Source organism: Proteiniclasticum sp., from assembly GCF_032054185.1.
Classification (GTDB): domain Bacteria; phylum Bacillota; class Clostridia; order Clostridiales; family Clostridiaceae; genus Proteiniclasticum.
The window spans coordinates 28,600-53,787 of the sequence record NZ_DAMBTF010000006.1 but is presented as its reverse complement, the minus strand read 5'-3'; the positions used below and the strand labels follow the sequence as shown (position 1 = coordinate 53,787).

Sequence of the window (25,188 nt, the reverse complement as noted above, 5' to 3'; positions counted from 1 at the left end):
TACTGAAAGAAAAAAAGGAATGATCATATTGAAACCGAAAGTTGCATTTGTATGTGTACATAATTCATGTCGAAGTCAGATGGCGGAGGCGTTGGGAAAGGCTTTAGCTCAGGAAGTATTTGAGTCCTACTCGGCAGGAACGGAAACAAAACCGCAGATCAATCAGGATGCCGTAAGAATAATCAAAGAAAAATATGGTATCGATATGGAAGATTCACAGTATTCCAAACTTATCGCTGAACTGCCTGAGGAGATTGATATCGTGGTGACTATGGGATGTAATGTGGAATGTCCCAATCTTCCCTCAAAGCATCGGGAAGACTGGGGTCTGGATGATCCTTCGGGAAAACCGGATGAGGCATTTCATATGATAGCAGATCTGATAAAAGAAAAAATTATTGATCTGAAAGAGAGAATAGAATCTGGAGAAATCAGTCTTTAAGTTTTCTCAGTATCCAGAATATTAAAGCCCCAGATAAGGCAGCCTAGAATAACTGCCGGTCTGGGGCTTTATCTGACTTCTGGAGACAACGATATCAGCAATCCAATTACCGTTAAGTCTTGGTAATCTGAAGGATTACTCCTGTGCACCGAGGAAAAATGACATTGTTAAATTTTGACATATCCTCGGGGATTAACTATAATATTCTTATGGTTCAAAAAGATTGCATGCAATCAAATAATATGTCAAAGGATGAGCGTAATGGTTAAATATAGATTGAAGATTACAGATATAGTTGACGAGGTTGAAGGAACGAGAACATACTACATGAATATGCCTGAAGATTTCATATGGGATGAAGGTTCTCATGCACATATCGGGCTAGCGGGATTTGATGAAGGGGAAACTCCTGTTAAAGAATGGATAAGACATATGTCCATCATGACATTGCCTGATGAAAATAAGATCGGATTCACCACAAGAAAGCGAGCAAACTGTTCAGAATTCAAGGAGAAACTGTTCCAGTCTGAAATCGGAGATGAAATTGTCGTATTCAAGCCGGGATCCAGGATGACATTAAGAAGAGAAGACCGTCCTGTCGTTCTCCTATCTATGGGTGTCGGTATTGCCACAATGAGACCGCTGGTTCTGGCATACAGCAAAAACAGCCAGGGAATTCCGATGATGATGAATGTCAATGTGGATGCCACTGGTGATTTTCTTTACAGAAAAGATCTGGATCATATGGTCTGCGACTGCTACAGCAATCTCTGGTTGGATGGCAGAGATAAACTCCATGATTTCATCGAAGAACTGAATTATGGGGATAAGCCGATATTTTACATTGTGGGCAGTGATCCTTTCTTAATTGATCTGATCCATAGATTGAGGAGTAAAGGTGTGGAGCAGACGGATATGCTCATCGATAAAAAGCCGGAATTTATTTCCAGGTTTCTCATGGTCAGTCCGAAGGAATTCGATGTCATTCTTTAAGAAGAACAGATAGATATTATTTAATGATGATGGAAGTGTGCTAAAGGAAACAGTTTTTTGCTGTTTCTTTTTTTATGAATCAGACAAAATGAGCTGATGGATTAACATAAGATACGATATAATGAATAAGATGAAAGATGAAAGATGAAAGATGAAAGATGAAAGATGAAAGATGAAAGATGAAAGATAATATGACTGGCTTTAGAAAGAATGGGGATAATGCAGCGAAATGTCAGGTCAAAGGTAATATGGAGGCGAAAATGAATTTTGTTTATGGAAAAAATCACTTTACAGATATAAGAAGAGCTCAGGAGAACTGTTATTTACTGACCAACCGTAAGGGTGGCTACTCATCATTAAGTATGGCGGGCTCATCTTCAAGAAATGAACATGTGCTTTTTATGGCAGCTGTGAAGGCGCCTAATCAGTGGGTACAGTACATCGGGAATATTGAAGAAATCATCAGGACCAGACAGGGTGAAATCAGCCTTGCGGCACAGGAATATGTGGGATACACCAGGAATCAGGAGGGGTTCAGATATCTTAATGCTTTCTCATTCGAATACTTTCCCAGATGGTCTTACCTTGCAGGTGGAGTATCTATAGAAAAAACAGTCATAATGAAGTATGAGGAGAATCTTGTTCTGGTGGATTATGTCTTTGAGAATCATAATGATCATGATGCTGAGATTTCTCTTAAGCCATGGATGAGGTTTACACCAAAAGGAATTATGCCGAAAGAGGGGAAGGCTTTTAATATTACCGAGGATACGATATACAGCGACGATTTAGCGCTTTTCTACAGAACGGATGGTATATTGACTTTGGATGCGGAAATCTGGAAAGAAGACCAGTATTTTGAGGACGATGCAAAAGATGCTAGAGATGCGGTGGGAAGTGTTTTTTCCAATCATAGGTATGATTACAGACTGGCAGCCGGTGAGAGGAGAAGAGCACATGTCATTTACAGTCTGAATTCTATTGAGGAAACTCCAGATGAGATTATTTTTTATGAGTCTGAACGAAAAGAGCAGATCATCAAGTCTTCAATGATGACATCAGACATTGGCAGGACGCTTTCGCTGTCTGCTGACGCATTTGTTGTGGACCGTGAGTCCACAGGAGGAAGGACCATCATTGCAGGATATCCTTTCTTTGGAGACTGGGGTAGGGACACGATGATTGCAGTCATGGGCTGCTGCATCGCAGCAGGGCGGAAGGAAGATACTGAAAATATCTTCAGAAGCTTTATGAAATATATGAAAAATGGAATAATGCCCAATATGTTTCCTGAAGGTGATGAGAAGCCGATGTATAACACTGTTGATGCATCACTGCTTTTCATTTACGCGGTGTATGAATACTATAATGAGTTCAAGGATTTTTCATTTGTTCTGGAAGCTATGCCAGCGATGGAAGAGATCATTGAGTTTTATAAGAGAGGGACAGATTTTCACATTCGAATGGATGAGGATTCTCTGATTTCTGCCGGAAGCGGTCTTGAACAGGTTACCTGGATGGATGTGAGAATCAATGATGTGCTGCCCACACCAAGACATGGAAAACCTGTGGAAATTAATGCTTACTGGTATAATGATCTGATGATCATCGCTTACTTCAAAAATCTCAGTGGTCAGGAGGGAACTCCGTACCTGAAGCTGGCTGAAAAGGTGAAAACCTCTTTTCTAGCGGAATTCTGGAATGAGAAAGAAAACTGTCTGAAAGACCTGGTATCCGGATGTGAAACGGACAATCAGGTCAGATGTAATCAGATATGGGCGGTATCCGTCCCGTTCGGTATGCTGGACCGTGATAAAGAAAGAAGTGTTGTGAATAAGGTGTATCGGGAGCTCTATACCCCGTATGGTCTACGGTCCTTATCTCCAGATGACAAGGAATACAGAGGGTTTTATGGAGGTTCTCTTTGGGACAGAGACACTGCATACCATCAGGGAACTGTCTGGGGATTCCCTCTGGGCGGATATTACCTTGCTTATCTCAAAATAAATGATTATAGTCCAGATGCTAAGAGAAAAGTCATTGATCAGATCGGACAGATTGAAGGCACAATGCGTGAAGGATGTATCGGTCAGATCGCCGAAATCTTCGACGGTGATCATCCAAGAACTTCCAAAGGATGTTTTGCTCAGGCATGGAGTGTGGGTGAAGTACTTCGTGCATTGAAGAAAGCGGAAGAATAAAACGCATAAATATTCAATAGTCTTCAAGCTTATTTTATAATAACGTATAAATCTACGATAATTAACGATAAATGGAGATAAATATACAGAAATTGAGAGAATGGAGCATAATTGACTAATTCAGGGGTTTAAATTATCAGCAAATTCTGTTAATATAAAGATGAGCTCCAAGGAATACCTAAAATTAAAATCTTTTGGAAGCTATATTCAGAAACACAACATAATATGTAAACTGATTACTGTAGACCAAAATCTGCTATACCTGAGAAGAGAATGAGAAAATCGAATTACCATAAGTCCAAAACATTGAAGATATATACACACAGAAAAATCTAGGTGCCTATAAACAGAGATGAAAATACGACTATAGTAAACAATTAGTAACTAGTACCTTAGCAGAAGAAGTAATCCAGTCACTTGAATATTATGGGAAACAAAGAAATAGTGGAAACGAGACAGAGATTGATGAAGGTTCGTTGGAGCTTTTCATTTACACAAAGAAGAGGCCGTCTTTTAGATGGCCTCTTTTCAGTCTTTTTTATATTCTATGATGTCTCTAAAGTTCCTGTACTTTTCTTTGTAATCAAGGCCGTAACCCACAACAAAAACGTCGGGCATCACAAAGCAGGTATGATGTACTTCTAAATTCAGGAGTCTCTTTGCTGGATTATCGAGCAGTGAGCAGACCCTAAGGGTTTTCGGCTTGAAAGATTCCAGATGCTGCAGGACATATCCCAAGGTGAGACCTGTTCCAATGACATCCTCAATGAGCAGGACATGACGTCCTGTTACGTTGAGATCCAGATCTTTGATGAAGGTGATGGTCCTTTGTCTCGTTTCTTCTTTACGCACGCCGATGGAGAGGAAATCCATCTCAAGTGGCATGGTCAGGCGCCTTGTAAGATCAGTAAGAAAAAAGATGGATCCTTTTAAAATGCTGATCACCACAAGCTCTTCGCTGCCATAGTGCTGATTGATCTCTTCTGCAACATTAGTTACACGTGATTGAATTTCTTCTTCAGTATAGAGGATTTTTCCCAGTCCATTCATTATTATTCTCCCCATTCCGCAAATCTTCTGATCAGATTATGATAATCATTTTTATAGACAATGCTGATATTTGTTTTCGGATAGAGCTTCTTCAGAAGTTCCATCTTCTTTTTTTTCGTGGATGTATATTTCTGATTCATTATGGTCAGTTCAATATAGGTATCGAATCTGGGCAGATAGAAGTCAGGGGAGAAAGCCTGGGTGATATTTCCGTCGGAATCCCATTTAAGAGGGAAAGTTCTTGGTTCATAGTCCCATTCGAGGTTATACATGTCGAGTACTTTGGCAAACTCCTCTTCTGATTCGTTTTTAAAGATGATCGAGGTGCGCTTTTTTTCCTCATTTACTTCAGGAGGGAGATCATAGGACTTCTGGCTGCCCATAAAGGAGGTGAGAAGTTCCACACAGGATTCAGAGCTCAGGGTATCGGTATTTATAGTGAGCTGGTAGAGACTCGGATCTGTCCAGTCTCTGCCATAGATCATCTGAATATATCTTCTGTGACGCCTGTCAGTACTTTCTATGATTTTCTCCGCATCGCTTTCTGTGAGATTTGCCTGACTCACAAGACGTGCGATCTGTCTGCTGAGGGAACCGATGATTTTAACATGCAGTGCATCTGGATGATCCTGAAATATGACCTGTGCACCCAGTCCGCTGATTACAGCTGAACGCTCAGTGACCAGATCCAAAAGCTTCTTTTCAAGGAACGCCTGAAACGTGATTCCCGTGGATGATTTTCTCAGGAAATATCCGGGGCTTTCTGTAAGCATATGGAGTTCATGCCTGTCTGCGATTTCAGGAAACCAGTTTTTTAAGACAAAATCTCTGGTGATATGGATCATGCCGCACCTTTCTGCGAGAAGCTTTGCGATATCGTCTCCCATACTACCTGCCTGTCTTGAAATCGTAATGAATTTCAATATCATCACCGCCTGTAATTTCTGTGGTTTTACTCCATTTTAGCATGAATACCATTCATTTAGATAAGGAACATTATTTTCATAAAGATAAAAACCTGATGGAAAAAAATCCATCAGGTTTCATTAAATCAGTTATTATGTAAATCAGTATTCTTTCCCTGCTTGCTGATAAACTCAATGCCCATAGCCCGTTCAGGGGTGTAAACCGAGCAGTCTGTACTGCATGCAGAGCATGTCGTGCAGTCGGCGGCTTTTGTGGCTTTTATTTTCTTTACCAGGAAATAGACAGCTGCAGCCACTATGGCAATGGTAATTACGATTTCCATTTCAACCTCCTATAGGATAAACGATCCGATCTGATAGATAAGGAATGAAGTGATCCATGCCACTGCAAAATAGAAGAAAGAACTTGCTGCGGCGAATTTTCCGCCATATTCCTTCTTTATGGTCGCAATTACTGCAACACATGGTGTGTAAAGCAGAACGAAGACCAGAAAGCTTATCGCAGTCAGCTGAGTGAAAATGGTAGGGAGGATAGCTGCGAGATCACCACCGTAGATGACACCCATAGTGGATAGAACCACTTCTTTAGCCATGATACCTGTGACAAGAGCTACAGCCGCTTCCCATGTACCGAAACCAAGCGGTGCGAAAACCGGAGCCATAACTGAACCGATGGATGCAAGCAAGCTGCTGCTCATATCGGTTAGCCCGTTCATATTGAAGTTTGAAAGGAACCAGACCAGCACAGATAATGAGAAAATAATCGTAGAAGCTTTTTTGATGAATCCTTTACCCTTGTCCCATGTGCTGTTTACAACAAGGCTCATGGATGGGATCTTGTATTCTGGAAGCTCTATGATAAAGGGTTCTTCATCCTTCTTGAATATGGTGTTTTTGAAAACAAGTCCGATGAGAATGGCCATGATGATGCCTAAAAGATAGAGGGACATCACGACGATTTCGGCATTGTTTCTGAAGAAAATCGTTCCAAAGAGGATGAATACCGGAAGCCTTGCGTTGCAGGACATAAAAGGTGCAAGCAGAGCAGTGAGCTTTCTGTCTTTTTCACTTTCAAGAGTTCTTGCGGACATGATGGCAGGGACGGTGCATCCAAATCCCATTAGCATGGGAATGAATGCTTTACCCGACAGTCCGATTTTTCTCATGAGCTTATCCATGATCAGTGCCCCTCTAGCCATATATCCGGAATCTTCCAGTATGGAGATGGCTGCGAACATGACCATGATGATGGGAAGGAATACAAGGATTGCCCCTACACCGCCGATGATTCCGTCCACAATGAGCGAATGGAACCATGGGCTGCTCTGAGAAAGAAGATTGGAGACGAAATCGGATATGCCGGTCAGTACATATGCATCCAGAAGATCGGATAAAGGTGCGCCCAGCCATGAGAAAGTGAGCTTGAATACGCCATAGATCATCAGGATGAATATGGGATATGCAAGAAGAGGGTTCAGTACCACTTTATCGATCTTTCGGGTCATGGATTGGGACTCTTTAACCAGTTTCGCGGTTTTCAGCAGTACCTTATTGATTTCCTCGTATGCGACTTTTTCATTTTCATAATCCTTCAGTTTTGGAATCAGGATGTTCTCTTTTTTCAGAAGAGCTTCTTTCAGCTCTTCAATGCCTTGCCCTTTTGTCGCCATGATGGGAATCACTGTAATTCCGAGTTCTTCTTCAAGTGTCTGAGTATTTATATCAAGACCTTTAAGGTCTGCAATGTCGAGCATATTCATCGCAATGATGATTGGAATATTATATTTCAGAATCTGAGTGGTGAGGTAGAGGTTTCTTTCCAGATTCGATGCATCCACGATATTTAAAATCAGATCGGGCTTGCCGTTTTCCAGGAAGTCTTTTGAAACCTTCTCCTCATTAGAATAGGTATCTAATGCGTAGATACCTGGGAGATCGGTTATTTTAATGTCATTATGGTAACCTTCTTTTTTCTCCACAGTTACTCCAGGCCAGTTTCCGACATATTGATTGGAGCCTGTCAGAAGATTGAAGAGTGTGGTTTTTCCCACATTAGGGTTACCGATCAGTGCAATATTTTTCATTAGAATATGGCCTCCACGAGTATGTTTCCGGCATCTTTCTTCCTGATAGCCATGTTTGAACCTCTAAGTGAAAGCACGATAGGGTCACCAAGGGGAGCTCTGTTTACGACTTCGATCTGACAACCTTCTGTACAACCAAGGGCAGATAATCTTTTAACAAGCTTTTCATCGCCAAAAACATTCTGCACAAATGCCTTTTCGCCCAGCTTTAAATCATTAACGCACATAATTTACACCGTCCTTATTGAAAATCATTATCAATTACATTCATATTATATTACTTTGAACGTTGTGCGTCAATATGTATTCTCATTGTCTTTTTATTAACAGATGGAAAATCTATGGATACCATAAAAGATGGGTTATAATGTAATAAAAGAGGATAAATATGATATTATTTATTTTATAGTTATTATTATTCAGGCGTTTTTATTGAAAGTATTGTATTTTGGATGGAGGTTTATTATGGCGATCAAGGCTGTCGTTTTTGACCTGGATGGTGTTCTGGTCGACACGGACAGATTTCATTACCAGGCGTGGAAAAGAATCTTAGGGGAACTGGGAAAAGAATTTACACAGGAAGACAACGAGCAGATTAAAGGCGTGGCTCGTCTGAAATCTCTGGAAATCCTTCTAAAAATGAAAGATATCGATATGAGTGAAGTGGAAAAGATGAGGGTTCTTCGAAAGAAGAACAACTGGTATCTTGAATATGTCACTGAGGTTGACAGAGAATCCATACTTCCAGGAGTGGAGGAGTTTCTGGAACTGCTGAAATTCAACGGTTACAGAACTGCAATCGCCTCGACAAGTGACAATACATCAATCATTCTCGAACTCACTGGTCTGAAGAAGTATTTTGATGTGGTGATCGACGGATATCAGGTAAAGTCGCCCAAACCGAATCCGGAAGTGTATCTTGTCAGTGCCATGGCGCTTAATCTGGAACCCAATGAATGTGCAGTATTTGAAGACAGCAGAGCAGGTGTTCTGGCTGCAAAACGCGCAGGTATGCATGTGGTTGCAGTGAGTGAGAGGCCCATAGGTGTCGCCGACAAGTGGATTAGAAGTCTTGAAAATCTGGACATGGATGTTCTCAAATTCTCGAGCAGATAAGAGGAGGTAATGATATGCAGACAGCAGCTTTTTTTGACATCGATGGAACGCTTTATCGAGAAGTGTTCATGAAGGAACTTTTCAAAAGAATGATCAGAAGTGAAATCATAAAAGAGGAAGAGTGGTTTAAACAGGTCAAGCCATATTATGATCAGTATGACCGAAGAGTAGGTTCCTATGATGACTACCTGATCAAGATGGCGAACATCTATACGGTGGCTATAACAGGATTCCATCGCAGTTTCATCGAACATATCATACATAATGTCGTGAGAGATATGGGACTTAGGAACTATCTGTTTACACGTAACCGGATTAAATGGCATAAGGATGAGGGACATAAGGTGATCACCATATCCGGAAGTCCAATAGAACTTGTGAAGGAAATGGCTAAACTACATGATTTTGACGATTATAGAGGTTCTGTCTATCCTACGGATGATCAGGAACGCTACACCGGTGAGGTCATACCTATGTGGGACAGTAAATCCAAGCAGAATGCGATTTTTGAAATGAAAGAAAAATATGACATCGATCTTGATGCTTCCTATGCCTATGGCGATACAGCAGGTGATTTCACCATGTTCAAACTGGTGGGACATCCTGTGCTTGTAAATCCGACAAGGGAACTCATAAACCTCGTGCTGAGTGATCCTGATGTGAGAAAGAAGGCGGAAGTGGCGGTGGAAAGAAAAGATGTGATTTACCGGGTCAGAATAGATGATCTGGATCTGGATAAATGAAAGGAGGGATGAAAAATGCTGATTCTGAACGAAAACATACCAGCACTGATCAACAGTGAAGAAAGTACCTTGAAATATAAAGGCAAGGATATCATAAGTGATTCGATTTTCTTTGATCTTGAACATTATCTGTATAAAGAACCGATTGCCATTGGTGTATTTGGTGCTGCAATCTATCATCAGGATGAAAAGGTCATCAAGACAACACAGTATATGATCGAAAACAAGAAGGATGCAAGAGTGATTCTCAATATGACCAAAGAGTATTTCACAGCGATGAAAAAAAGCGGAAAGAAGTATCTTGTGACTTTTTCAGGAAACAATGATTTTCTGGTGGTCAGTCACCTGTTCAGAAAGTTTGAGATAGACTATGATTTCAATGAAGAGTTTGAACTTGTGGATATCCAGAAAGAATATGAAACTAAATTCAAGAAGAATATCGGACTTAAAAATCTTGAGAAGCTTCATCAGATTGAAAGAGACGGTGAACTTATTTCGGGAATGACACTCGCAAAGACCTTTTCGAAAATCATCAAAGACCGAGGTTATATTGAGAGAATGCCAGCTGAAAAGATCACAAAGATTCTGAAATACAACGAACAGGATGTCGTGAATCTCTTTAACATCATGAATCACTGGGAAGCTGTGACTATCGACGATGTCATGGTGCTCGAAGAGAAACTTCTGAAAGAAAAGCTTGAAAAACTTGAAATGAAACGGCTGCTTCAGGAAGAGCTGGACAGGAACAGCGAAAATCAGATCCAGATGGATGACATGGCAGGAGAACTCAGTTAGAACTTAATATGCTTCTATACAAAGAAGGCATTATAAAACCTGCATGTAATAGTGCAGGTTTTATAATGCGGAAAATCGAAAGACATTGTCTATGAAGGACCTTCCGTTATCACTCAAAATGAGTGATTGATAACCGGGGATCAATTGGATAAAATGGTTATAGACACTAATCATAAAAGCATCTCATGGGATTTCAGAAAGACAGATTACTGATGACCATGATGAGAACAAATAATCAGAAGGATATGGACATATGGTCCAAAGGTGAAGTTCATGGGATTTAATTTCAGAAAAAGAATCAGACTTGGAAAACTGTTCAATCTGAACATCGGGAAATCTGGTGCCAGCATTTCATTTGGAGGGAAAGGATTCAGGCAAAGCATCAGTACCCGCGGGAATGCAAGGACGACCTTCAGTATACCCGGAACAGGTCTTTCCTACAGCAAGACAGTGAGTGCAAAAAAACTGCTTAAGAAGGGCGCAAACCGATCCGTATTCGACACCAGTAAAGCATCAGCTGACCCTGAAGCTGAAGTCAGCGAATATGAGAACGATATTGCACTGATTACCACACTGCATCATTTTGAAGACTATCCAAGTGGTATAGACTGGAATGAAGTGAAGAATGAAGATGCTCCTTTTGCTATAGGCGAGACAGGTCCGAATACAGAAGAGGCTCTATCTCTGATCGATAAAAACAAACCTGGTCTGTTTAAACGGATAATTGCAAAAAGTGCATTTAAAGAAGAATCGGAGAAAATTCTGGAAGAAGCCAGAAAGATGGATGATGAACTTTACAAAGCATGGGAGAACAATAAACAGATTGCCGATCGTATTCTCACAAATGACAGGGAAAGTTATCTGGAGGCGCTTGAAGATATCAAGATAAGTGAAGAACTTGGCTACTATATAAGAAGCATGGATTTCAGCTACACGGATGACGATTCGTTGAATGTGGAATTGTCCCTTAGTATCGACGACTTCATTCCGGTTGAGTATAAAACGCTGACGCCCACCGGACGATTATCGGTGAAGAAGTATACCAAAACTGATTATTATGAAATTGCAAACCAGTTTGTTTCCGGTCTTGTGCTTAGACTGTCCAGAAATCTTTTCAATCTGCTGCCCATTGAGGATGTTTTAGTCAATGTATGGGAGAGTGAAGAGAATAAATACAGCCATGTGGAAGAAAAGAGAAGAATTCTTTCTATTCTTGTGGACAGAGAAGCGTTTGAAAAGATCAGAATGGAAGAGGTTAACCCCTTCGATGCTCTGGAATATTTCAGGCATGAGGTGAGATTTGTCAGAACAAGAGGATTCAATGAGGTAGGAGAGCTTTCAAAATAATTCTCCTTTATTTCTGTCTGGTGAGTCCGTACGGCCATGATGCCAAATTCAGACTCAGAGACTCGGACTGGTAAGACAGGTCATAATTTGAAAATGAGGCGCTAGTGGGCGTCTCTTTTTAAAGTCATGAATATGATGTGAATTCACTTCACACGTCTTAATGCTGATTTAATCTGAGCGGGATACAATAGGAGAATATTGAATCAGTGGTCATTTAAATGAACCGGAAAATGGGAGTAATTTGAAGATAATCAAAGGAAAAAACAGCTATTTTACGTTAATGATGAAGTTGGGTGCAATTAGGTTATCATAGGGTATTTACAAATAACATCTGAGATGTTATTTTTATATCGTAGCTGTTAGCACTCAAAGAGTGCGAGTGCTAATAAAGAGGTGAAAAGAAATGTCAAATGAGATGGATAGGAGAAAACTGGATATTCTAAAGGCGATTGTCACGGACTATATCATGACCGGTGAACCCGTCGGATCCAGAACGCTGGAGAAAAAATATAAATTAGGAATCAGCTCCGCGACCATCAGAAACGAGATGGCAGATCTTGAAGAACTTGGGTATCTTGATCAGCTTCACTCATCTTCAGGAAGGATTCCAAGCGCAAAAGGATACAGGATGTACATCGACAAGCTGATGACACTTGAATCGCTGAGTGCTGAAGAAGCTCAATTTATTGAAGATAAGATCATCACCATGGCAGCCTTTGAAATTGACAAAATCATGAAACAGACAGCGATGATGCTATCAGAGCTGACTAATCTTGCAGTCGTTGCAAAGAAGCCGAATTTTTCAAAAGCACATGTCAAAAACATCCAGCTGATACAGGTGGAGGTTAATACCATCCTGGCTGTGATCATGGTAGATCATGGGACAATCACCCACAAACTGATCAAACTGAATCACACCCCGGAACCTGAGGTTCTGACGAATATCTGTAACCTTCTCAATCTGAAGCTGAAGGGTATGAGTATTGAAGACATCAATCTTCATATCGTGAACAGTCTAAAGAATGATCTTGAAGGGTATGATGAGCTGTTTCTCTCCATTTTGTCAGCAGTATATGACAGTCTGAATGAAGAAGCCAACGAAGATCAGTATTTTGTGGATGGAACATCCAAGATTCTGAATTATCCCGAGTTTTCGGACATCAGTAAGATGAAGGACTTTTTAGGGCTACTAGAACAGCCTGAACTGCTTTTTCATGATCTGGAACATTCAGATTCAAGGGATGAGATGGTCATCACTTTAGGTGATGAATTAAGTCTGCCCGAGGCCAAAGACTTTACGATTATCACTACCAGTTACAAGATCAATGACGAGAATATGGGAACGATCAATCTGATCGGACCGAGACGTCTTGATTATTCAAAGGTAGTGTCTATCATAAACAACGTAAAAAAAGAGCTTTCTAAAAAGCTCAACGAGGAGGATGTAAATGACGGAGGATAAGAACAAAGATCTCGATGACGCCTTGAAAAAGGAAGAAGAGCAGCAGGAACCCGTTGGAAATGATGCGGAGATAAGCGAAGAGGTTTTTGAAGGAGATTCTGCAGAGGCTGAGACAGATGAGGTCAAGAATGAAGACCAGGCAGAAAACACGATCGATATGAAAGAACTGTTCAGAAAGAAAAAAGAAATGCTCGACAGTATAAGAAAGCTTGAAAATGAAAATCAGGCGCTGAAAGACAGACTGGCCAGGATCAGTGCAGAATATGACAACTACAGAAAAAGAACACAGAAGGAAAAAGAAGGTATCTATTCAGACAGCATAGTAGAAGTGGTCAAAGAACTTCTCCCTGTTCTGGACAATCTTGAAGCATCACTTCAGGTTGAAGCAAAGGATGTAGAGTCCATAAGAAAGGGTGTCACAATGACTCGTACCCAGTTCATGGATGCGCTTGAAAAGCTGAACGTCAAAGCGATTGATACAGAAATGCCTTTTGATCCGAACTTCCACGATGCGGTAATGCATGTGGATGATCCGGCCCTCGGAGAAAAGGAAATCGTACAGGTTTTTCTAAAGGGATATCAGAGAGATGAAAAAATAATCAGATATAGCGTAGTAAAAGTCGCAAATTAGGAGGAATATTAAAATGGCAAAAGTAATCGGTATAGACCTTGGTACAACAAACTCAGTAGTCGCAGTTATGGAAGGTGGAGATCCAGTCATCATCACCAGTTCAGAAGGTGGAAGAACAACACCATCAGTCGTATCTTTCCAGGCTAATGGAGAAAGACTGGTAGGGCAGGTAGCAAAGAGACAGGCAATCACAAACCCTGACAGAACCATCGCTTCTGCGAAGAGACATATGGGAACAGATAAGAAGTATCACATTGATGGAAAAGATTATTCACCACAGGAAATTTCAGCAATGGTTCTTGGAAAGCTGAAAGCAGACGCTGAATCCTACCTGGGTGAAAAGGTGACACAGGCTGTCATCACAGTTCCTGCATACTTCAATGACTCACAGAGACAGGCTACAAAGGATGCAGGAAGAATCGCGGGGCTTGAAGTCCTTAGAATCATCAACGAGCCTACTGCCGCATCACTTGCTTATGGTCTGGATAAGACTGATGAAGCACATAAGATTCTTGTATTTGACCTTGGAGGCGGTACATTTGACGTATCCATCCTTGATCTTGGAGATGGCGTATTTGAAGTGCTCTCCACAAACGGAAATACAAAGCTAGGTGGAGACGACTTTGATGACAGAGTCATGAACTACATCGCTGAGGAATTCAAGAAGAACAACGGAATCGATCTGAGATCAGACAAGATGGCTCTTCAGAGACTGAAGGAAGCTGCTGAAAAAGCTAAGGTTGAACTGTCCTCATCAACATCAACTTCAATCAACCTTCCATTCATCACTGCAGATGCAACAGGACCAAAGCACATCGATATGACACTGACAAGAGCAAAGTTCAATGAACTTACAGGCGACCTTGTGAAATCAACCATCGAACCGATGAAGAAGTCATTATCCGATGCCGGTCTTACCATGAATGATATCGATAAGGTTATCCTTGTAGGTGGTTCCACAAGAATCCCTGCAGTAATCGACGCCATCAAGGACTTTACAGGCAAAGAACCTTCAAAGGGTGTCAATGCAGATGAAGTTGTTGCTCTTGGTGCAGCAATCCAGGCTGGTGTACTGACAGGAGAAGTCAAGGATATCCTGCTTCTTGACGTAACACCTCTGACACTTGGTCTTGAAACATATGGTGGAGTATCCACTCCGATCATCGAAAGAAATACAACAATTCCTACAAAGAAGAGCCAGATCTTTACAACTGCCGCAGACGGACAGACATCTGTTGAAGTGCATGTTGTACAAGGTGAAAGACAGATGGCTGCCGACAACAAGACACTTGGAAGATTCACTCTTTCAGGAATCGCAGCGGCAAGAAGAGGAATTCCGCAGATCGAAGTGACATTCGACATCGATGCCAACGGTATCGTAAAGGTTACTGCTCTTGATAAGGCAACCAACAAGGAAGCCAATATCACAATCACCGCTTCAACAAACCTTTCAGATGATGAAATCGATAAGGCAGTAAAAGAAGCAGAGAGATTTGCAGAAGAAGACAAGAAGAAGAAGGAAGAAGTAGAAACAAGAAACAATGCTGACCAGACAATCTATCAGACTGAGAAGACTCTCGAAGAACTCAAGGAGAAAGTAAGCGAAGAAGATAAAGCTAAGGTTACAGAAAAGGTTGAAGTTCTGAAAAACATTAAGGATGGCACCGACATCGAAGCCATCAAGAAGGCAACTGAAGATCTGACAAACGAATTCTACAATGTTTCCTCCAAGATCTATCAGGCAGAAGCTGCACAGAATCAGGGTGCAGAAGACTTTAACGACGCCGGATCACAGGGACCACAGGGTGACAATGTCGTAGATGCTGATTTCAAGGTTGAGGATGACAAGGAATAAGGTTATAATACTAAAGGTGTTCAATAGGGATGGGCTCAAAAGCCCTTCCCTAATTGAAATTAATCCGTATTCTATGCCTTGACTGAAGGCAGTGCGAGATAATAGGTGGTGTAATAATGGCAAAAAGAGACTTATATGAAGTCCTAGGACTTCAGAAGGGTGCCGATGAAAAACAGATTAAGAGTGCTTTCAGAAAGCTTGCGATAAAATATCATCCTGATAAGAATCCAGGTGACAAGGAAGCTGAAGAAAAATTCAAGGAAATCAATGAAGCCTACCAGGTGCTTTCCGATCCTCAGAAGAAAGCCCAGTATGATCAGTTCGGAACCACAGACTTTAATGCCGGTGGTGCTGGGGCTGGGTATAGTGCTCAGGACTTCGGTGACTTCGGTGATATATTCGAATCCTTCTTCGGCGGCGGATTTGGCGGCGGAGGATCAAGAAGAAGAACTGGACCAAGGCGAGGAGCCGATATCGAATATCGTCTGGATCTTACTTTTGAAGAAGCCGTATTTGGTGCGGATAAGGATATCAGTGTAACGAGAACCGAGGACTGCGATGTATGCCACGGAACTGGAGCTAAAACAGAATCCAGACCGGAAACCTGTAAAACCTGTCATGGTTCAGGAACGGTAAGAGTACAGAGACAGACTCTCTTTGGAAATATGGTTCAGGAAGCAGTATGTCATACCTGTGGAGGCAGTGGTGAAATCATCACGGATCCTTGCGACAGCTGCAAAGGCAAAGGACAGGTCAGACAGAGAAGAAAGATCAGTGTCAAGGTACCTGCAGGCGTAGACACCGGTAACGTCATGCCGCTAAGAGGTCAAGGTGATAAAGGTGCAAAGGGTGGACCTCATGGAGATCTGCACGTTGTACTTAATGTGAAGCCACATAAATTCTTCATCAGAAAAGGTGACGATATCTATGTGGATACCCACATCAATATCGCAGAAGCGGCACTTGGCAAAGAAGTGAAGGTTCCTACAATTGATGGAGATGTATCCTATGATATTCCTGCCGGAACTCAGTCAGGAACACTTTTCAGACTGCGTGGTAAAGGCGTCACAATGGTCAACTCAAGAAGTGGATCCCGAGGCGATCAGTATGTCAATGTGATTGTGGATGTGCCTAAAAAACTGAACGATGCACAGAAAGAAGCACTGTATCAGTTTATGGAAGCTTCCGGACAGATTGTCAGCCGTGAGGGTACAGAAGAGAGAAAAGATAAGAAAGACAAAAAGAAATTCAATATTTTTAAATAGATAATGAAGACCTTGGCTGTAGGTGAGACTATAACCGGGGTCTTACTTTCTGTAATGATTTACTTTATTATTCACATCAGTGTATTATAATAAGGATTAATAAAGAGATGTGGTGTCTGCTTTAGTAATATTTGGTATTGCCTGGTGCATCCTCATGAGGTTCATGAATAATCTTTATGCATCTTAAGATGTACTCAGCAGCTGTTATAGGATTTGAATGTTCTGTCTGACCCATTATAAATAAATATGATTGGAGAAATAAGTTATGAGCACATGGAACGAAATCAAAATTGTTTTGAAAGAAGAGGATCTGGAGTATATACAGGGGGTTCTATATACCATGGATGTAAAAGGTGTCTCGATTGAAGACCCAAGTGATATCCTTGGCAGGGAACAGGGTCCTCTTACATGGGATTTTGCCGATATCAATATATTTGAGTACGGAAAAGACAAAGCGGTAGTAAAAGCGTATTTCAATATTGATGTGAATGTTGAAGAAATCATCCGTGAAATCCATGAAAAAATTGAAAATGCGAAAGCACTTGGTGTAGATTTCGGCAGCTACGAAATTTTCTCTGAAGAAGTAAATGAAAAGGACTGGGCTAATGAGTGGAAGAAATATTATAAGCCCATAAAAGTAGGAGAAAAGTTTGTTGTAAAACCCCTGTGGGAAGAATATGAAGCCAAGGGAGACGAGATAATCCTTCATATGGACCCCGGCATGGCTTTCGGAACAGGAACCCACGAAACCACAAGAATGTGTCTTGAAGCGATTGAAGACTATATGAAGCAGGACACCCGAGTATTTGATATCGGAACGGGATCAGGAATACTTGCTATCGGAGCATCAAAACTTGGCGCCAAGGATGTGGTCGGTGTCGATCTTGACATCGTTGCAGTTGACTCTGCTAAAGAGAATGTCGGATACAATAAGCTTGATAATGTTGAAATCCTTCATGGAAATCTGATGGATGTGGTTCACGGTACAGCGGATATCATCGTGGCAAACATTATTGCTGAGATCATTCTTGTACTCATTGATGATGTGAAGAAAATGATCAATGAGAATGGGGTATTCATTTCGTCAGGTATCATAAGAGAAAAGGAAGCGATGGTCACTCAGGCTCTTCTTGAAAAAGGATTCAGCATCATCGAAGTAAGAAGAGAGGGAGAGTGGGTCTGCATCGTATCAGAGGTGTCGCATGCATAAATTTTTCACGGATGAAATCGATGAGCTGTTTGCTTATATTTCCGGAGATGATCATAAGCATCTGTCCCGTGTGCTGAGACTTAGGGAAGGAGATACTGTCCTTGTCAACAATCTCCTGGGTACTGATTATCTTGGTATTATTGAACATATCGATAAAAACACGACCAGAATCGAACTTAAGAATAAAATGCTCGAGAATAATGAAAGTACAGTCGAAATCACACTTTACCAGGGCATGCCTAAGGCGGGCAAGATGGATCTTATCGTTCAGAAATCTACAGAGCTTGGTGTAAGCCGCATCGTGCCTGTCCTCACCGAAAGAGTGGTTGTGAAAAACAGTACTGAATTCAAAAAGCTGGATCGACTGAAGAGAATCGCAGTTGAGGCTGCGAAGCAGTCTAAAAGAAGTGTGATTCCAGTCATTGAGGAACCGATATCCTTTCAGGATATGCTGAAGGATATGAAAAAAAGTCAGATTCTGATTGTTCCCTATGAGAATCAGGAGAATTACGGTTTTGCTTTGCTCAAGAAAGAACTGGCTGAGATCCGGTCATGCGGGATTCTCATTGGTCCTGAAGGAGGATTTTCGGATGAGGAAATCAGAATTCTTGAAGGGCGAGGGGCAAAAATCGTGACGCTCGGTAAGAGGATACTCAGAACAGAGACAGCCGGGTTTACGGCTATTGCTTTAACTCAGCTGCTTTATGGAGATATGGGAGGAAAAATATAAATGAAAGTTGCATTTCAGACCCTTGGCTGCAGAGTAAACGTCTATGATACTGAAGCCATGATTGAAATGTTCAAGAAGGACGGATACGAACTGGTGGATTTTGAGGATTACGCAGATGTTTATGTCATCAATACCTGTACAGTAACGAATATGGGTGACAAGAAATCAAGACAGTTCATCAGTAGAGCGAAAAAAACGAATAAAAATGCCACTGTAGCTGTTGTGGGGTGCTATTCTCAGGTCAGCAAGGAGGATGTCATTGCAATTCCCGGAGTAGACGTCATCTTAGGGTCAAGAAACAAGAGTGACATTGTATTTCATGTCAATCAGTCAAGAGCTGAAAACAGACAGATTGTGCAGGTGACCGACAAACTCGTTCTCAGTTCTAAATTTGAAGACCTGGGGATTACAAGTTATGAAGGCAAAACCCGTGCATTTTTAAAGATTCAGGACGGGTGCAACCGCTTCTGTTCATACTGCATCATTCCTTATGCTAGAGGCGGAATATCCAGTAAAAAGCCGCAGAGCGTTCTTCGTGAAATCAGAAGGCTTGCTGATGACGGCTTTTCAGAAGTCATACTTTCTGGAATTCATATAGCTTCCTATGGACATGACCTGACAGAAAAACCTGATCTTCTGGACCTTCTTGAAGAAATTGAAGTTGTTGACGGAATAGAAAGAGTGCGAATCGGTTCCATTGAGCCCATGTTTTTTAAAGATGGGCGTATGGACAGGATTGTGAAGCTGAAAAAACTCTGTCCGCATTTTCATCTGTCCCTTCAGTCAGGAAGTCTGGAAACCTTAAAGAGAATGAATAGAAGATATTCACCTGAGGATTTTTCGGATGTGGTTGCAGAAATCAGGAACAGGTTGGAAGAACCGTCGATTACGACTGATGTGATTGTGGGTTTTCCAGGGGAAACAGCGGAAGAATTCCAGGAGACCTATGATTTTCTAGAGAAAATGAAACTGAATAAGGTGCATACCTTTAAGTACAGTCCAAGAAAGGGTACACCTGCATATCATATGACTGATCAGGTAAGTGGGACAGAGAAAAACAGACGCAGCAAAATGATTATGAAGCAGAGCGATGTCCATGAGAAGGCATTTCTTGAAAAGTATATCGGTAAAGTGTGCGAAGTGCTTTATGAGGAAGGTAGAGAAGGTGTTCACGCAGGATACACGCAAAACTATCTTAAGGTACGTGTCCTTTCTCAAGAAAATATTCAAGGAATGTATCTGAGGACAAGAATTACAGGGATGGATAAAACAGATCTTCTGGGTGAAATCATTAGCCTCTAAAAAGTAAATTTTCATATTCCTGACTATTGTATGTATTAAAGTGTATAATAATACTAATTAATAGTAGGAAAGGGGTGATAGTAATGGATTGTTTATTCTGCAGAATTGCTGCAGGCGAGATACCATCTACTAAGGTATATGAAGATGAAAATCTGTTTGCCTTCAGGGATATAGACCCTAAAGCACCCACCCATATCCTTCTGATTCCTAAAAAGCATATCCAGTCAGTCAATCAGATCGATGATGAGAACGTAAAGGTTGTTTCTGAGGCATATCTTGCACTCAAAAACATTGCGGTGCAGGAAGGAATCAATGAGACAGGTTATAGGATCGTTGTAAATACGCTGAAGGATGGCGGGCAGACCGTAGATCATCTTCATTTCCACTTATTGGGTGGAAGAAGTTTATCGTGGCCTCCAGGCTAAAAACATTGACTGATTAGTTTTTTTATACTATAATTGTCAGTGTGTTATTTTGACCCAAAGGCTGATATTTATATTTTTAACTAGCGGAGGGAGGGATAATGAATGTCAGAAATCAAAGTTGGAGAAAATGAGTCTCTAGAGAATGCTCTTAGACGATTTAAGAAGAAGTGTGCCAGATCAGGAATTCTTGGTGAAGTCAGAAAGAGAGAACATTATGAGAAGCCAAGTGTAAAGAAAAAGCTTAAATCAGAAGCTGCGAGAAAGAGAAAGTTCAAATAGTTCCTATTTAAGAAGGTGTGATCATGATGATCAAAGAACGAATTCAGTCTGACTGGAAGGATTCGCTGAAAAGCAAGGATAAAGAGAGAGCAAGTGTGCTGAGTATGGCAAAGTCTGCTATTCTTTATGCTGAGAAAGATGCAAAATCCACGTTGTCTGAAGACCAGATCATAGAAATTCTCGCCAGAGAAGTCAAAATGAGAAGAGATGCTGTAGCCGAGTTCGAAAAAGGAAACAGAAATGACCTAGTCGAACAAGGCAAATTCGAAATAGAAACTTTATTAAGTTATCTACCAAAGCAGTTAAAAGAAGATGAAATAATTGAATTGGTTGAGAATACAGCTAAAGAAATCGGTGCAAATAACATGAAAGACATGGGGAAACTCATGGCAGCACTCAAACCATTGACAACAGGCACAGCTGATGGAAAATTAGTGAGCAGTCTGGTGAAAAATTACTTAACGAAATAAAAATAGCTCATCTTGGTTCTTCGGATTCAGGATGAGTTTTTTTTCGTTGTATAGAAGTGAATTTTGTTATTGATAATAAAACTTCAATAAAGTAAGATAGACTTGTAAATACAAGGAGGCATTATGTGGAGAAAATATAAGTTGAATATTATTGCTCTTCTCATTGTAATTCTGGCAAGGATTCTTATAGTACCTGCTATTCTTCCCAGAGAATTCGGTGCGTATCCCAGAATCATGTCTTATCAGATCAGACGTGACTATCCCATGTATGAATTTGTCAATCTGAAAAATCTCAATACCGCTTCAGACCGATCTGGCTATACAATAGAAACTTTATTGTCTCTTGATTTACTTACACACAACAATCTGGATATCGAGAAAGCAAAAGCGGGAATTGATAGGGAGCTTGAATATCTAAATGTCCCTGCTGATTTCAGGAGCGATCTGCTGGTCTTAAGACTTGATGAAATCTATGAAACTTATAACAGACCTGTCAGACTGATTTCTATTCTTTATGAGGTTACCCTGATTATCATCATTTCGACTTTGTTCTATTATCTGCTTTACGTTTTGAATTACAGACGAAACCAGGAGAATTTGAAGCATATTGCAGCCGGAAATAAAATAAAATAATCATCAGCTGAAGAAATCAGGTTATAATGGAGTGTAGATTATAACCTGATTTTTTCGGACAAAGTTAATTATGGAGGTCAGATATGAAATATAAAGCGATGGTTATGGAAAAAACGGATAATGGAATTGAACTTAACGAGAGAAATATGGAATTTGTGGAACTTAAGGAAGAAGAAGTGCGTGTGAAAGTCGCCTACTCGGGTATTAATTATAAGGACAGACTGGCGATAGAACCTGCAACAAAAGTAATCAGGCAGTTTCCGATGGTTCCTGGGATAGATTTTTCCGGAGTGGTTACGGAGTCCCGATCCGATGAGTTCGGCGTAGGAGATGAAGTATTTCTTACAGGGCAGGGTTATGGTACAGAACGGTGTGGTGGGTATCAGGAATATGTCGTGGCAGATGCGGGGCATTTGTGCCCGTTACCGGAAGGTCTTTCCTTGAGAGAAGTGATGCTATACGGAACTGCAGGATTTACAGCTGCACTTTCCGTAAATGCTCTTGGGACAGAGACTCTGACGAAGAAAAAGATACTCGTTACCGGGGGAACAGGTGGGGTATCTTCTCATGCCATCATGATACTCAAGAAACTTGGTGCAGATGTAACCGCTGCGACGAGAAGTGAGCTTCACTTTGACTATCTGAAGTCTTTAGGTGCGGATCATGTTATACTGTTTGACACGCTCCTAGAAAAACACAAAGCTCTTTCCCAGGAGAAATGGGATAGTGTAATTGATGCAACAGGAGGAGAAGCACTAGGCAATCTGCTCACTGAAATAAAATATGGCGGAATCATTGCCGCCAGCGGCAATCTCTCAGGAATCCGCTTTGAATCGACAGTATTCCCCTTCATTCTAAGAGGGGTAACGCTCAAAGGGATTGATTCGGTATATGCGGATAAAAATATGAAAATCCAGCTGTTTAAAAAATTGGGAAGCGAATGGAAATCTGAAATGCTGAATCTGGTGGGTGATCGGGAAGTGAAGTTCTCTGATCTTAAGAATGAACTGATGAGCAGCAGTGTGAAGTCAGGACGTGCTTTGATTGCATTCCATATGGATTAGTTGTTGTGGTAATTGTTTAGCAGTTTTGATAAACTGGATATATAAAGTCGTCATTAAAGCTCAAATATGTTATACAGTTTTATGAGAACAGAAATGTCCCTTAATACTGAGGAGATTATATGAAAATTGAAAGAAAAAAATGGATCAGGCGCGGAATTTTCCTGATGTCCATTGTGGTCACATTTGCGATTCTTGTTACCAGTATTGTAAATAAGAAATATGATTTAAAAGCAGGAGATATCGCTCCTGTAGATTTCAGAGCATCTGCTGATCTTGTTGATGAAATGACAACGGAGGCTTTAATTGAGGATGCCGTAAATTCAGTCCAGAATCAGTATCGTCAGGAACTTGAAGTCAGAAGAAGTGCTTTGAAAGAGACCAATGATTTTTTCAATGGAATCATCAATGCCCGTAATCCGATGATTGAAACTACTGAAGTTGCAGAAATGCTTGCAAACAGAGGAACATATGGTATATCTGCTGAAGGATATCTTGCTTTGCTTGCCATAGACAACAGTGATCTGCGTTATGCGCTGAATACGATAAACAACAGCATCAATAAAATATATGAAACACCTCTGGAAGAAGATGATGAGAGCAAAATCTCCCGTTCGAAAAATGAACTGGCAGATATTGTAGACAGCTTCAGTTTCAATGATACAGCCAAGGAAGCAATCAAGCAGTTTGCATCCACTCTTGTCAGGCCTAACTACTTTTTTGATGAAGAAGCAACCGCAGCCTTGAAGGAAGAGGCAAAAGAAAGCATTACACCTGTAATCATCAAAAAGAACCAGACCATCGTCAAAGAGGGTGATCCGGTCAATGCAAATCAGATTGCACTGCTGTCGGAACTCGGGTTTTTAAATGAGAGCGGATTCAATGCACTTCCATTTGCCGGGCTTCTTGCAACAGTTCTTGTGATACATGCAATCATCATTTTTTATCTGAAACGTTTTTATAAGATTATTTATGATGATCTGAAAAGAATCTCGCTGATTTTTCTTTTGATGAATCTGACCATTGTCATGACCAGATTTATGGTCATCATCAGCCCGTTCATTGTTCCGTATACCTTCCTGCCGATGCTGCTCACGATTCTGGTGAAGAAAAGAATCGGTCAGACACTGGCTTTATTCAGTGCGATATTCATCAGCATCATAACAGGTTTTCACGTACAGGTTCTGATAATTCTGATGCTGACTTCAGTACTCAGCATCATTTTCATCAATAAAGTGGAAGAACGAAATGACATCATCAAATCCAGTTTCTATATCGGCATCGTCTCGTTTCTTCTGGCACTGGCCATGGGGTTCCTGCTCTCAAATGCAGTGACCGATACGTTCAGAAATTCTCTTCTGGTTGCCAGTGGAGTTCTGATGTCAGGAATACTTGTGATCGGATTTCTGCCGATTATCGAAAACACTTTTAATGTGGTTACCGAAATCAAGCTTCTTGAGCTTGCCAATCCAAACAGTCCGTTGCTTAAAAGGCTACAGATGGAAGCTCCAGGTACCTATCATCATAGTATAATGGTCGGAAATCTTGCGGAGTCTGCAGCAGAAGAGCTTCATGCGAACGGTATCCTCTTGAGAGTGGCAGCTTATTATCATGATATCGGGAAACTATCCAGACCTCAGTTTTTTAAAGAGAACCAGATCGGGTCAAAAAATCCTCATGATGAAATCACACCCAATCTGTCTACACTGATCATCATCAATCATGTAAAAATCGGTCTGGAAATGGCCGAAAAAGCGAAGCTTCCTGAAGAAATCAAGGATCTGATTGCGCAGCATCATGGTACAACACTTGTCAAGTATTTCTATCTGACCATGAAGAACAATGCGGAAGATCCTGATTCAATCAAAGAAGAAGATTTCCGATATCCCGGTCCTAAGCCGAAGACCAGGGAAGCTGGAATCATGATGCTGGCTGACAGTGTCGAAGCTGCGGTCAGAAGTATTTCAGATCCTACAGCGGGGAAAGTGGAAGCAATGGTATATAAGATATTCAAAGATAAACTTGAAGATGGTCAGCTTGATGAATGTGACATCACATTCAGCGATGTATCAAGAATCAGAAAGAATTTCCTGAAGACCCTGGGATCGATCTATCATGAAAGAATTGAATATCCGGAAGATAAAAGAAAAAAGAATGTATAAAGAAAT

General features: G+C 41.0%; 25 protein-coding genes. 20 read left to right on the top strand and 5 right to left on the bottom strand.

Annotated elements, in window-relative coordinates; translation table 11 throughout:
* The first annotated feature begins 28 nt into the window (after nucleotides 1–28).
* From RTX25_RS04755 to RTX25_RS04745, 3 genes are all read left to right on the top strand, one after another.
* Entirely contained in the window at nucleotides 29–442 is a 414-nt protein-coding gene (locus RTX25_RS04755) for an arsenate reductase ArsC (RefSeq protein WP_397428520.1), read from the top strand.
* A 261-nt stretch (nucleotides 443–703) separates the two neighbouring features.
* The gene (locus RTX25_RS04750; protein WP_312651110.1) at nucleotides 704–1,435 is read left to right on the top strand and encodes a hypothetical protein; all 732 of its coding nucleotides are present in this window, start codon (nucleotides 704–706) and stop codon (nucleotides 1,433–1,435) included.
* Between the two features lie 260 nt (nucleotides 1,436–1,695).
* Nucleotides 1,696–3,636, top strand: coding sequence for an amylo-alpha-1,6-glucosidase (locus tag RTX25_RS04745; RefSeq protein WP_312651107.1), 1,941 nt, complete (start codon nucleotides 1,696–1,698; stop codon nucleotides 3,634–3,636).
* A 528-nt stretch (nucleotides 3,637–4,164) separates the two neighbouring features.
* On the opposite strand, the gene hpt is transcribed toward RTX25_RS04745, so the two are convergent.
* The 5 genes from hpt to RTX25_RS04720 form a co-directional block, all read right to left on the bottom strand.
* Entirely contained in the window at nucleotides 4,165–4,686 is a 522-nt protein-coding gene (gene hpt / locus RTX25_RS04740; RefSeq protein WP_312651105.1) for a hypoxanthine phosphoribosyltransferase, read from the bottom strand.
* A gap of 2 nt (nucleotides 4,687–4,688) precedes the next feature.
* Nucleotides 4,689–5,609 carry a cytidylate kinase family protein gene (locus RTX25_RS04735; RefSeq protein ID WP_312651103.1) on the bottom strand — a complete coding sequence of 307 codons (921 nt, stop codon included), beginning with the start codon at nucleotides 5,607–5,609 and terminating at the stop codon, nucleotides 4,689–4,691.
* A gap of 128 nt (nucleotides 5,610–5,737) precedes the next feature.
* Nucleotides 5,738–5,935, bottom strand: a complete 198-nt coding sequence (locus RTX25_RS04730; RefSeq protein WP_312651100.1) for a FeoB-associated Cys-rich membrane protein — start codon at nucleotides 5,933–5,935, stop codon at nucleotides 5,738–5,740.
* Nucleotides 5,936–5,944: 9 nt separating this feature from the next.
* The gene (feoB, locus tag RTX25_RS04725) at nucleotides 5,945–7,696 is read right to left on the bottom strand and encodes a ferrous iron transport protein B (protein ID WP_312651097.1); all 1,752 of its coding nucleotides are present in this window, start codon (nucleotides 7,694–7,696) and stop codon (nucleotides 5,945–5,947) included.
* The gene (locus RTX25_RS04720; protein ID WP_312651095.1) at nucleotides 7,696–7,923 is read right to left on the bottom strand and encodes a ferrous iron transport protein A; all 228 of its coding nucleotides are present in this window, start codon (nucleotides 7,921–7,923) and stop codon (nucleotides 7,696–7,698) included. The genes feoB and RTX25_RS04720 overlap by 1 nt, the downstream gene beginning before the upstream one ends.
* 238 nt (nucleotides 7,924–8,161) lie before the next feature.
* Here RTX25_RS04720 and pgmB point away from each other — a divergent pair, with 238 nt between their 5' ends.
* The 17 genes from pgmB (at nucleotide 8,162) to RTX25_RS04635 (ending at nucleotide 25,182) form a co-directional block, all read left to right on the top strand.
* Nucleotides 8,162–8,812 (top strand): beta-phosphoglucomutase, encoded by a 651-nt coding sequence (gene pgmB, locus RTX25_RS04715; RefSeq protein WP_312651093.1) that lies wholly within the window; start codon nucleotides 8,162–8,164, stop codon nucleotides 8,810–8,812.
* 14 nt (nucleotides 8,813–8,826) lie between these two features.
* Complete coding sequence (locus RTX25_RS04710; protein WP_312651091.1) at nucleotides 8,827–9,555, top strand: HAD-IB family hydrolase; 729 nt, start codon at nucleotides 8,827–8,829, stop codon at nucleotides 9,553–9,555.
* 15 nt (nucleotides 9,556–9,570) lie between these two features.
* Nucleotides 9,571–10,350 carry a ribonuclease H-like domain-containing protein gene (locus tag RTX25_RS04705; RefSeq protein ID WP_312651088.1) on the top strand — a complete coding sequence of 260 codons (780 nt, stop codon included), beginning with the start codon at nucleotides 9,571–9,573 and terminating at the stop codon, nucleotides 10,348–10,350.
* A 273-nt stretch (nucleotides 10,351–10,623) separates the two neighbouring features.
* Complete coding sequence (locus RTX25_RS04700) at nucleotides 10,624–11,697, top strand: DUF4236 domain-containing protein (RefSeq protein WP_312651085.1); 1,074 nt, start codon at nucleotides 10,624–10,626, stop codon at nucleotides 11,695–11,697.
* A gap of 403 nt (nucleotides 11,698–12,100) precedes the next feature.
* Entirely contained in the window at nucleotides 12,101–13,159 is a 1,059-nt protein-coding gene (gene hrcA, locus RTX25_RS04695) for a heat-inducible transcriptional repressor HrcA (protein ID WP_312651082.1), read from the top strand.
* A complete protein-coding gene (grpE, locus tag RTX25_RS04690) occupies nucleotides 13,146–13,790 on the top strand; it encodes a nucleotide exchange factor GrpE (protein ID WP_312651080.1) in 645 nt (214 codons plus the stop codon). The genes hrcA and grpE overlap by 14 nt, the downstream gene beginning before the upstream one ends.
* A 13-nt stretch (nucleotides 13,791–13,803) precedes the next feature.
* Nucleotides 13,804–15,645 (top strand): molecular chaperone DnaK, encoded by a 1,842-nt coding sequence (gene dnaK, locus RTX25_RS04685; protein WP_312651077.1) that lies wholly within the window; start codon nucleotides 13,804–13,806, stop codon nucleotides 15,643–15,645.
* 116 nt (nucleotides 15,646–15,761) lie between these two features.
* Entirely contained in the window at nucleotides 15,762–16,910 is a 1,149-nt protein-coding gene (dnaJ, locus tag RTX25_RS04680; protein ID WP_312651074.1) for a molecular chaperone DnaJ, read from the top strand.
* A gap of 265 nt (nucleotides 16,911–17,175) precedes the next feature.
* Complete coding sequence (gene prmA, locus RTX25_RS04675) at nucleotides 17,176–18,120, top strand: 50S ribosomal protein L11 methyltransferase (RefSeq protein ID WP_312651071.1); 945 nt, start codon at nucleotides 17,176–17,178, stop codon at nucleotides 18,118–18,120.
* A complete protein-coding gene (locus tag RTX25_RS04670; protein WP_312651068.1) occupies nucleotides 18,113–18,850 on the top strand; it encodes a 16S rRNA (uracil(1498)-N(3))-methyltransferase in 738 nt (245 codons plus the stop codon). Before prmA ends, RTX25_RS04670 begins: the two co-directional genes overlap by 8 nt.
* Nucleotides 18,851–20,152: a tRNA (N(6)-L-threonylcarbamoyladenosine(37)-C(2))-methylthiotransferase MtaB gene (gene mtaB / locus RTX25_RS04665; protein ID WP_312651064.1), complete on the top strand. Its 1,302-nt coding sequence runs from the start codon at nucleotides 18,851–18,853 to the stop codon at nucleotides 20,150–20,152.
* 83 nt (nucleotides 20,153–20,235) lie between these two features.
* Nucleotides 20,236–20,577, top strand: a complete 342-nt coding sequence (locus RTX25_RS04660) for a histidine triad nucleotide-binding protein (protein ID WP_312651062.1) — start codon at nucleotides 20,236–20,238, stop codon at nucleotides 20,575–20,577.
* Between the two features lie 102 nt (nucleotides 20,578–20,679).
* The gene (rpsU, locus tag RTX25_RS04655) at nucleotides 20,680–20,856 is read left to right on the top strand and encodes a 30S ribosomal protein S21 (protein WP_031573182.1); all 177 of its coding nucleotides are present in this window, start codon (nucleotides 20,680–20,682) and stop codon (nucleotides 20,854–20,856) included.
* Nucleotides 20,857–20,879: 23 nt separating this feature from the next.
* Nucleotides 20,880–21,326 (top strand): GatB/YqeY domain-containing protein, encoded by a 447-nt coding sequence (locus RTX25_RS04650; protein WP_397428518.1) that lies wholly within the window; start codon nucleotides 20,880–20,882, stop codon nucleotides 21,324–21,326.
* A 123-nt stretch (nucleotides 21,327–21,449) separates the two neighbouring features.
* Nucleotides 21,450–21,959: a hypothetical protein gene (locus tag RTX25_RS04645; RefSeq protein ID WP_312651055.1), complete on the top strand. Its 510-nt coding sequence runs from the start codon at nucleotides 21,450–21,452 to the stop codon at nucleotides 21,957–21,959.
* A gap of 83 nt (nucleotides 21,960–22,042) precedes the next feature.
* Nucleotides 22,043–23,023, top strand: a complete 981-nt coding sequence (locus tag RTX25_RS04640; protein ID WP_312651053.1) for an acryloyl-CoA reductase — start codon at nucleotides 22,043–22,045, stop codon at nucleotides 23,021–23,023.
* 119 nt (nucleotides 23,024–23,142) lie between these two features.
* On the top strand, nucleotides 23,143–25,182 hold the full coding sequence (locus RTX25_RS04635; RefSeq protein WP_312651050.1) for an HDIG domain-containing metalloprotein: 2,040 nt from the start codon (nucleotides 23,143–23,145) through the stop codon (nucleotides 25,180–25,182).
* The last annotated feature ends 6 nt before the right edge of the window (nucleotides 25,183–25,188 follow it).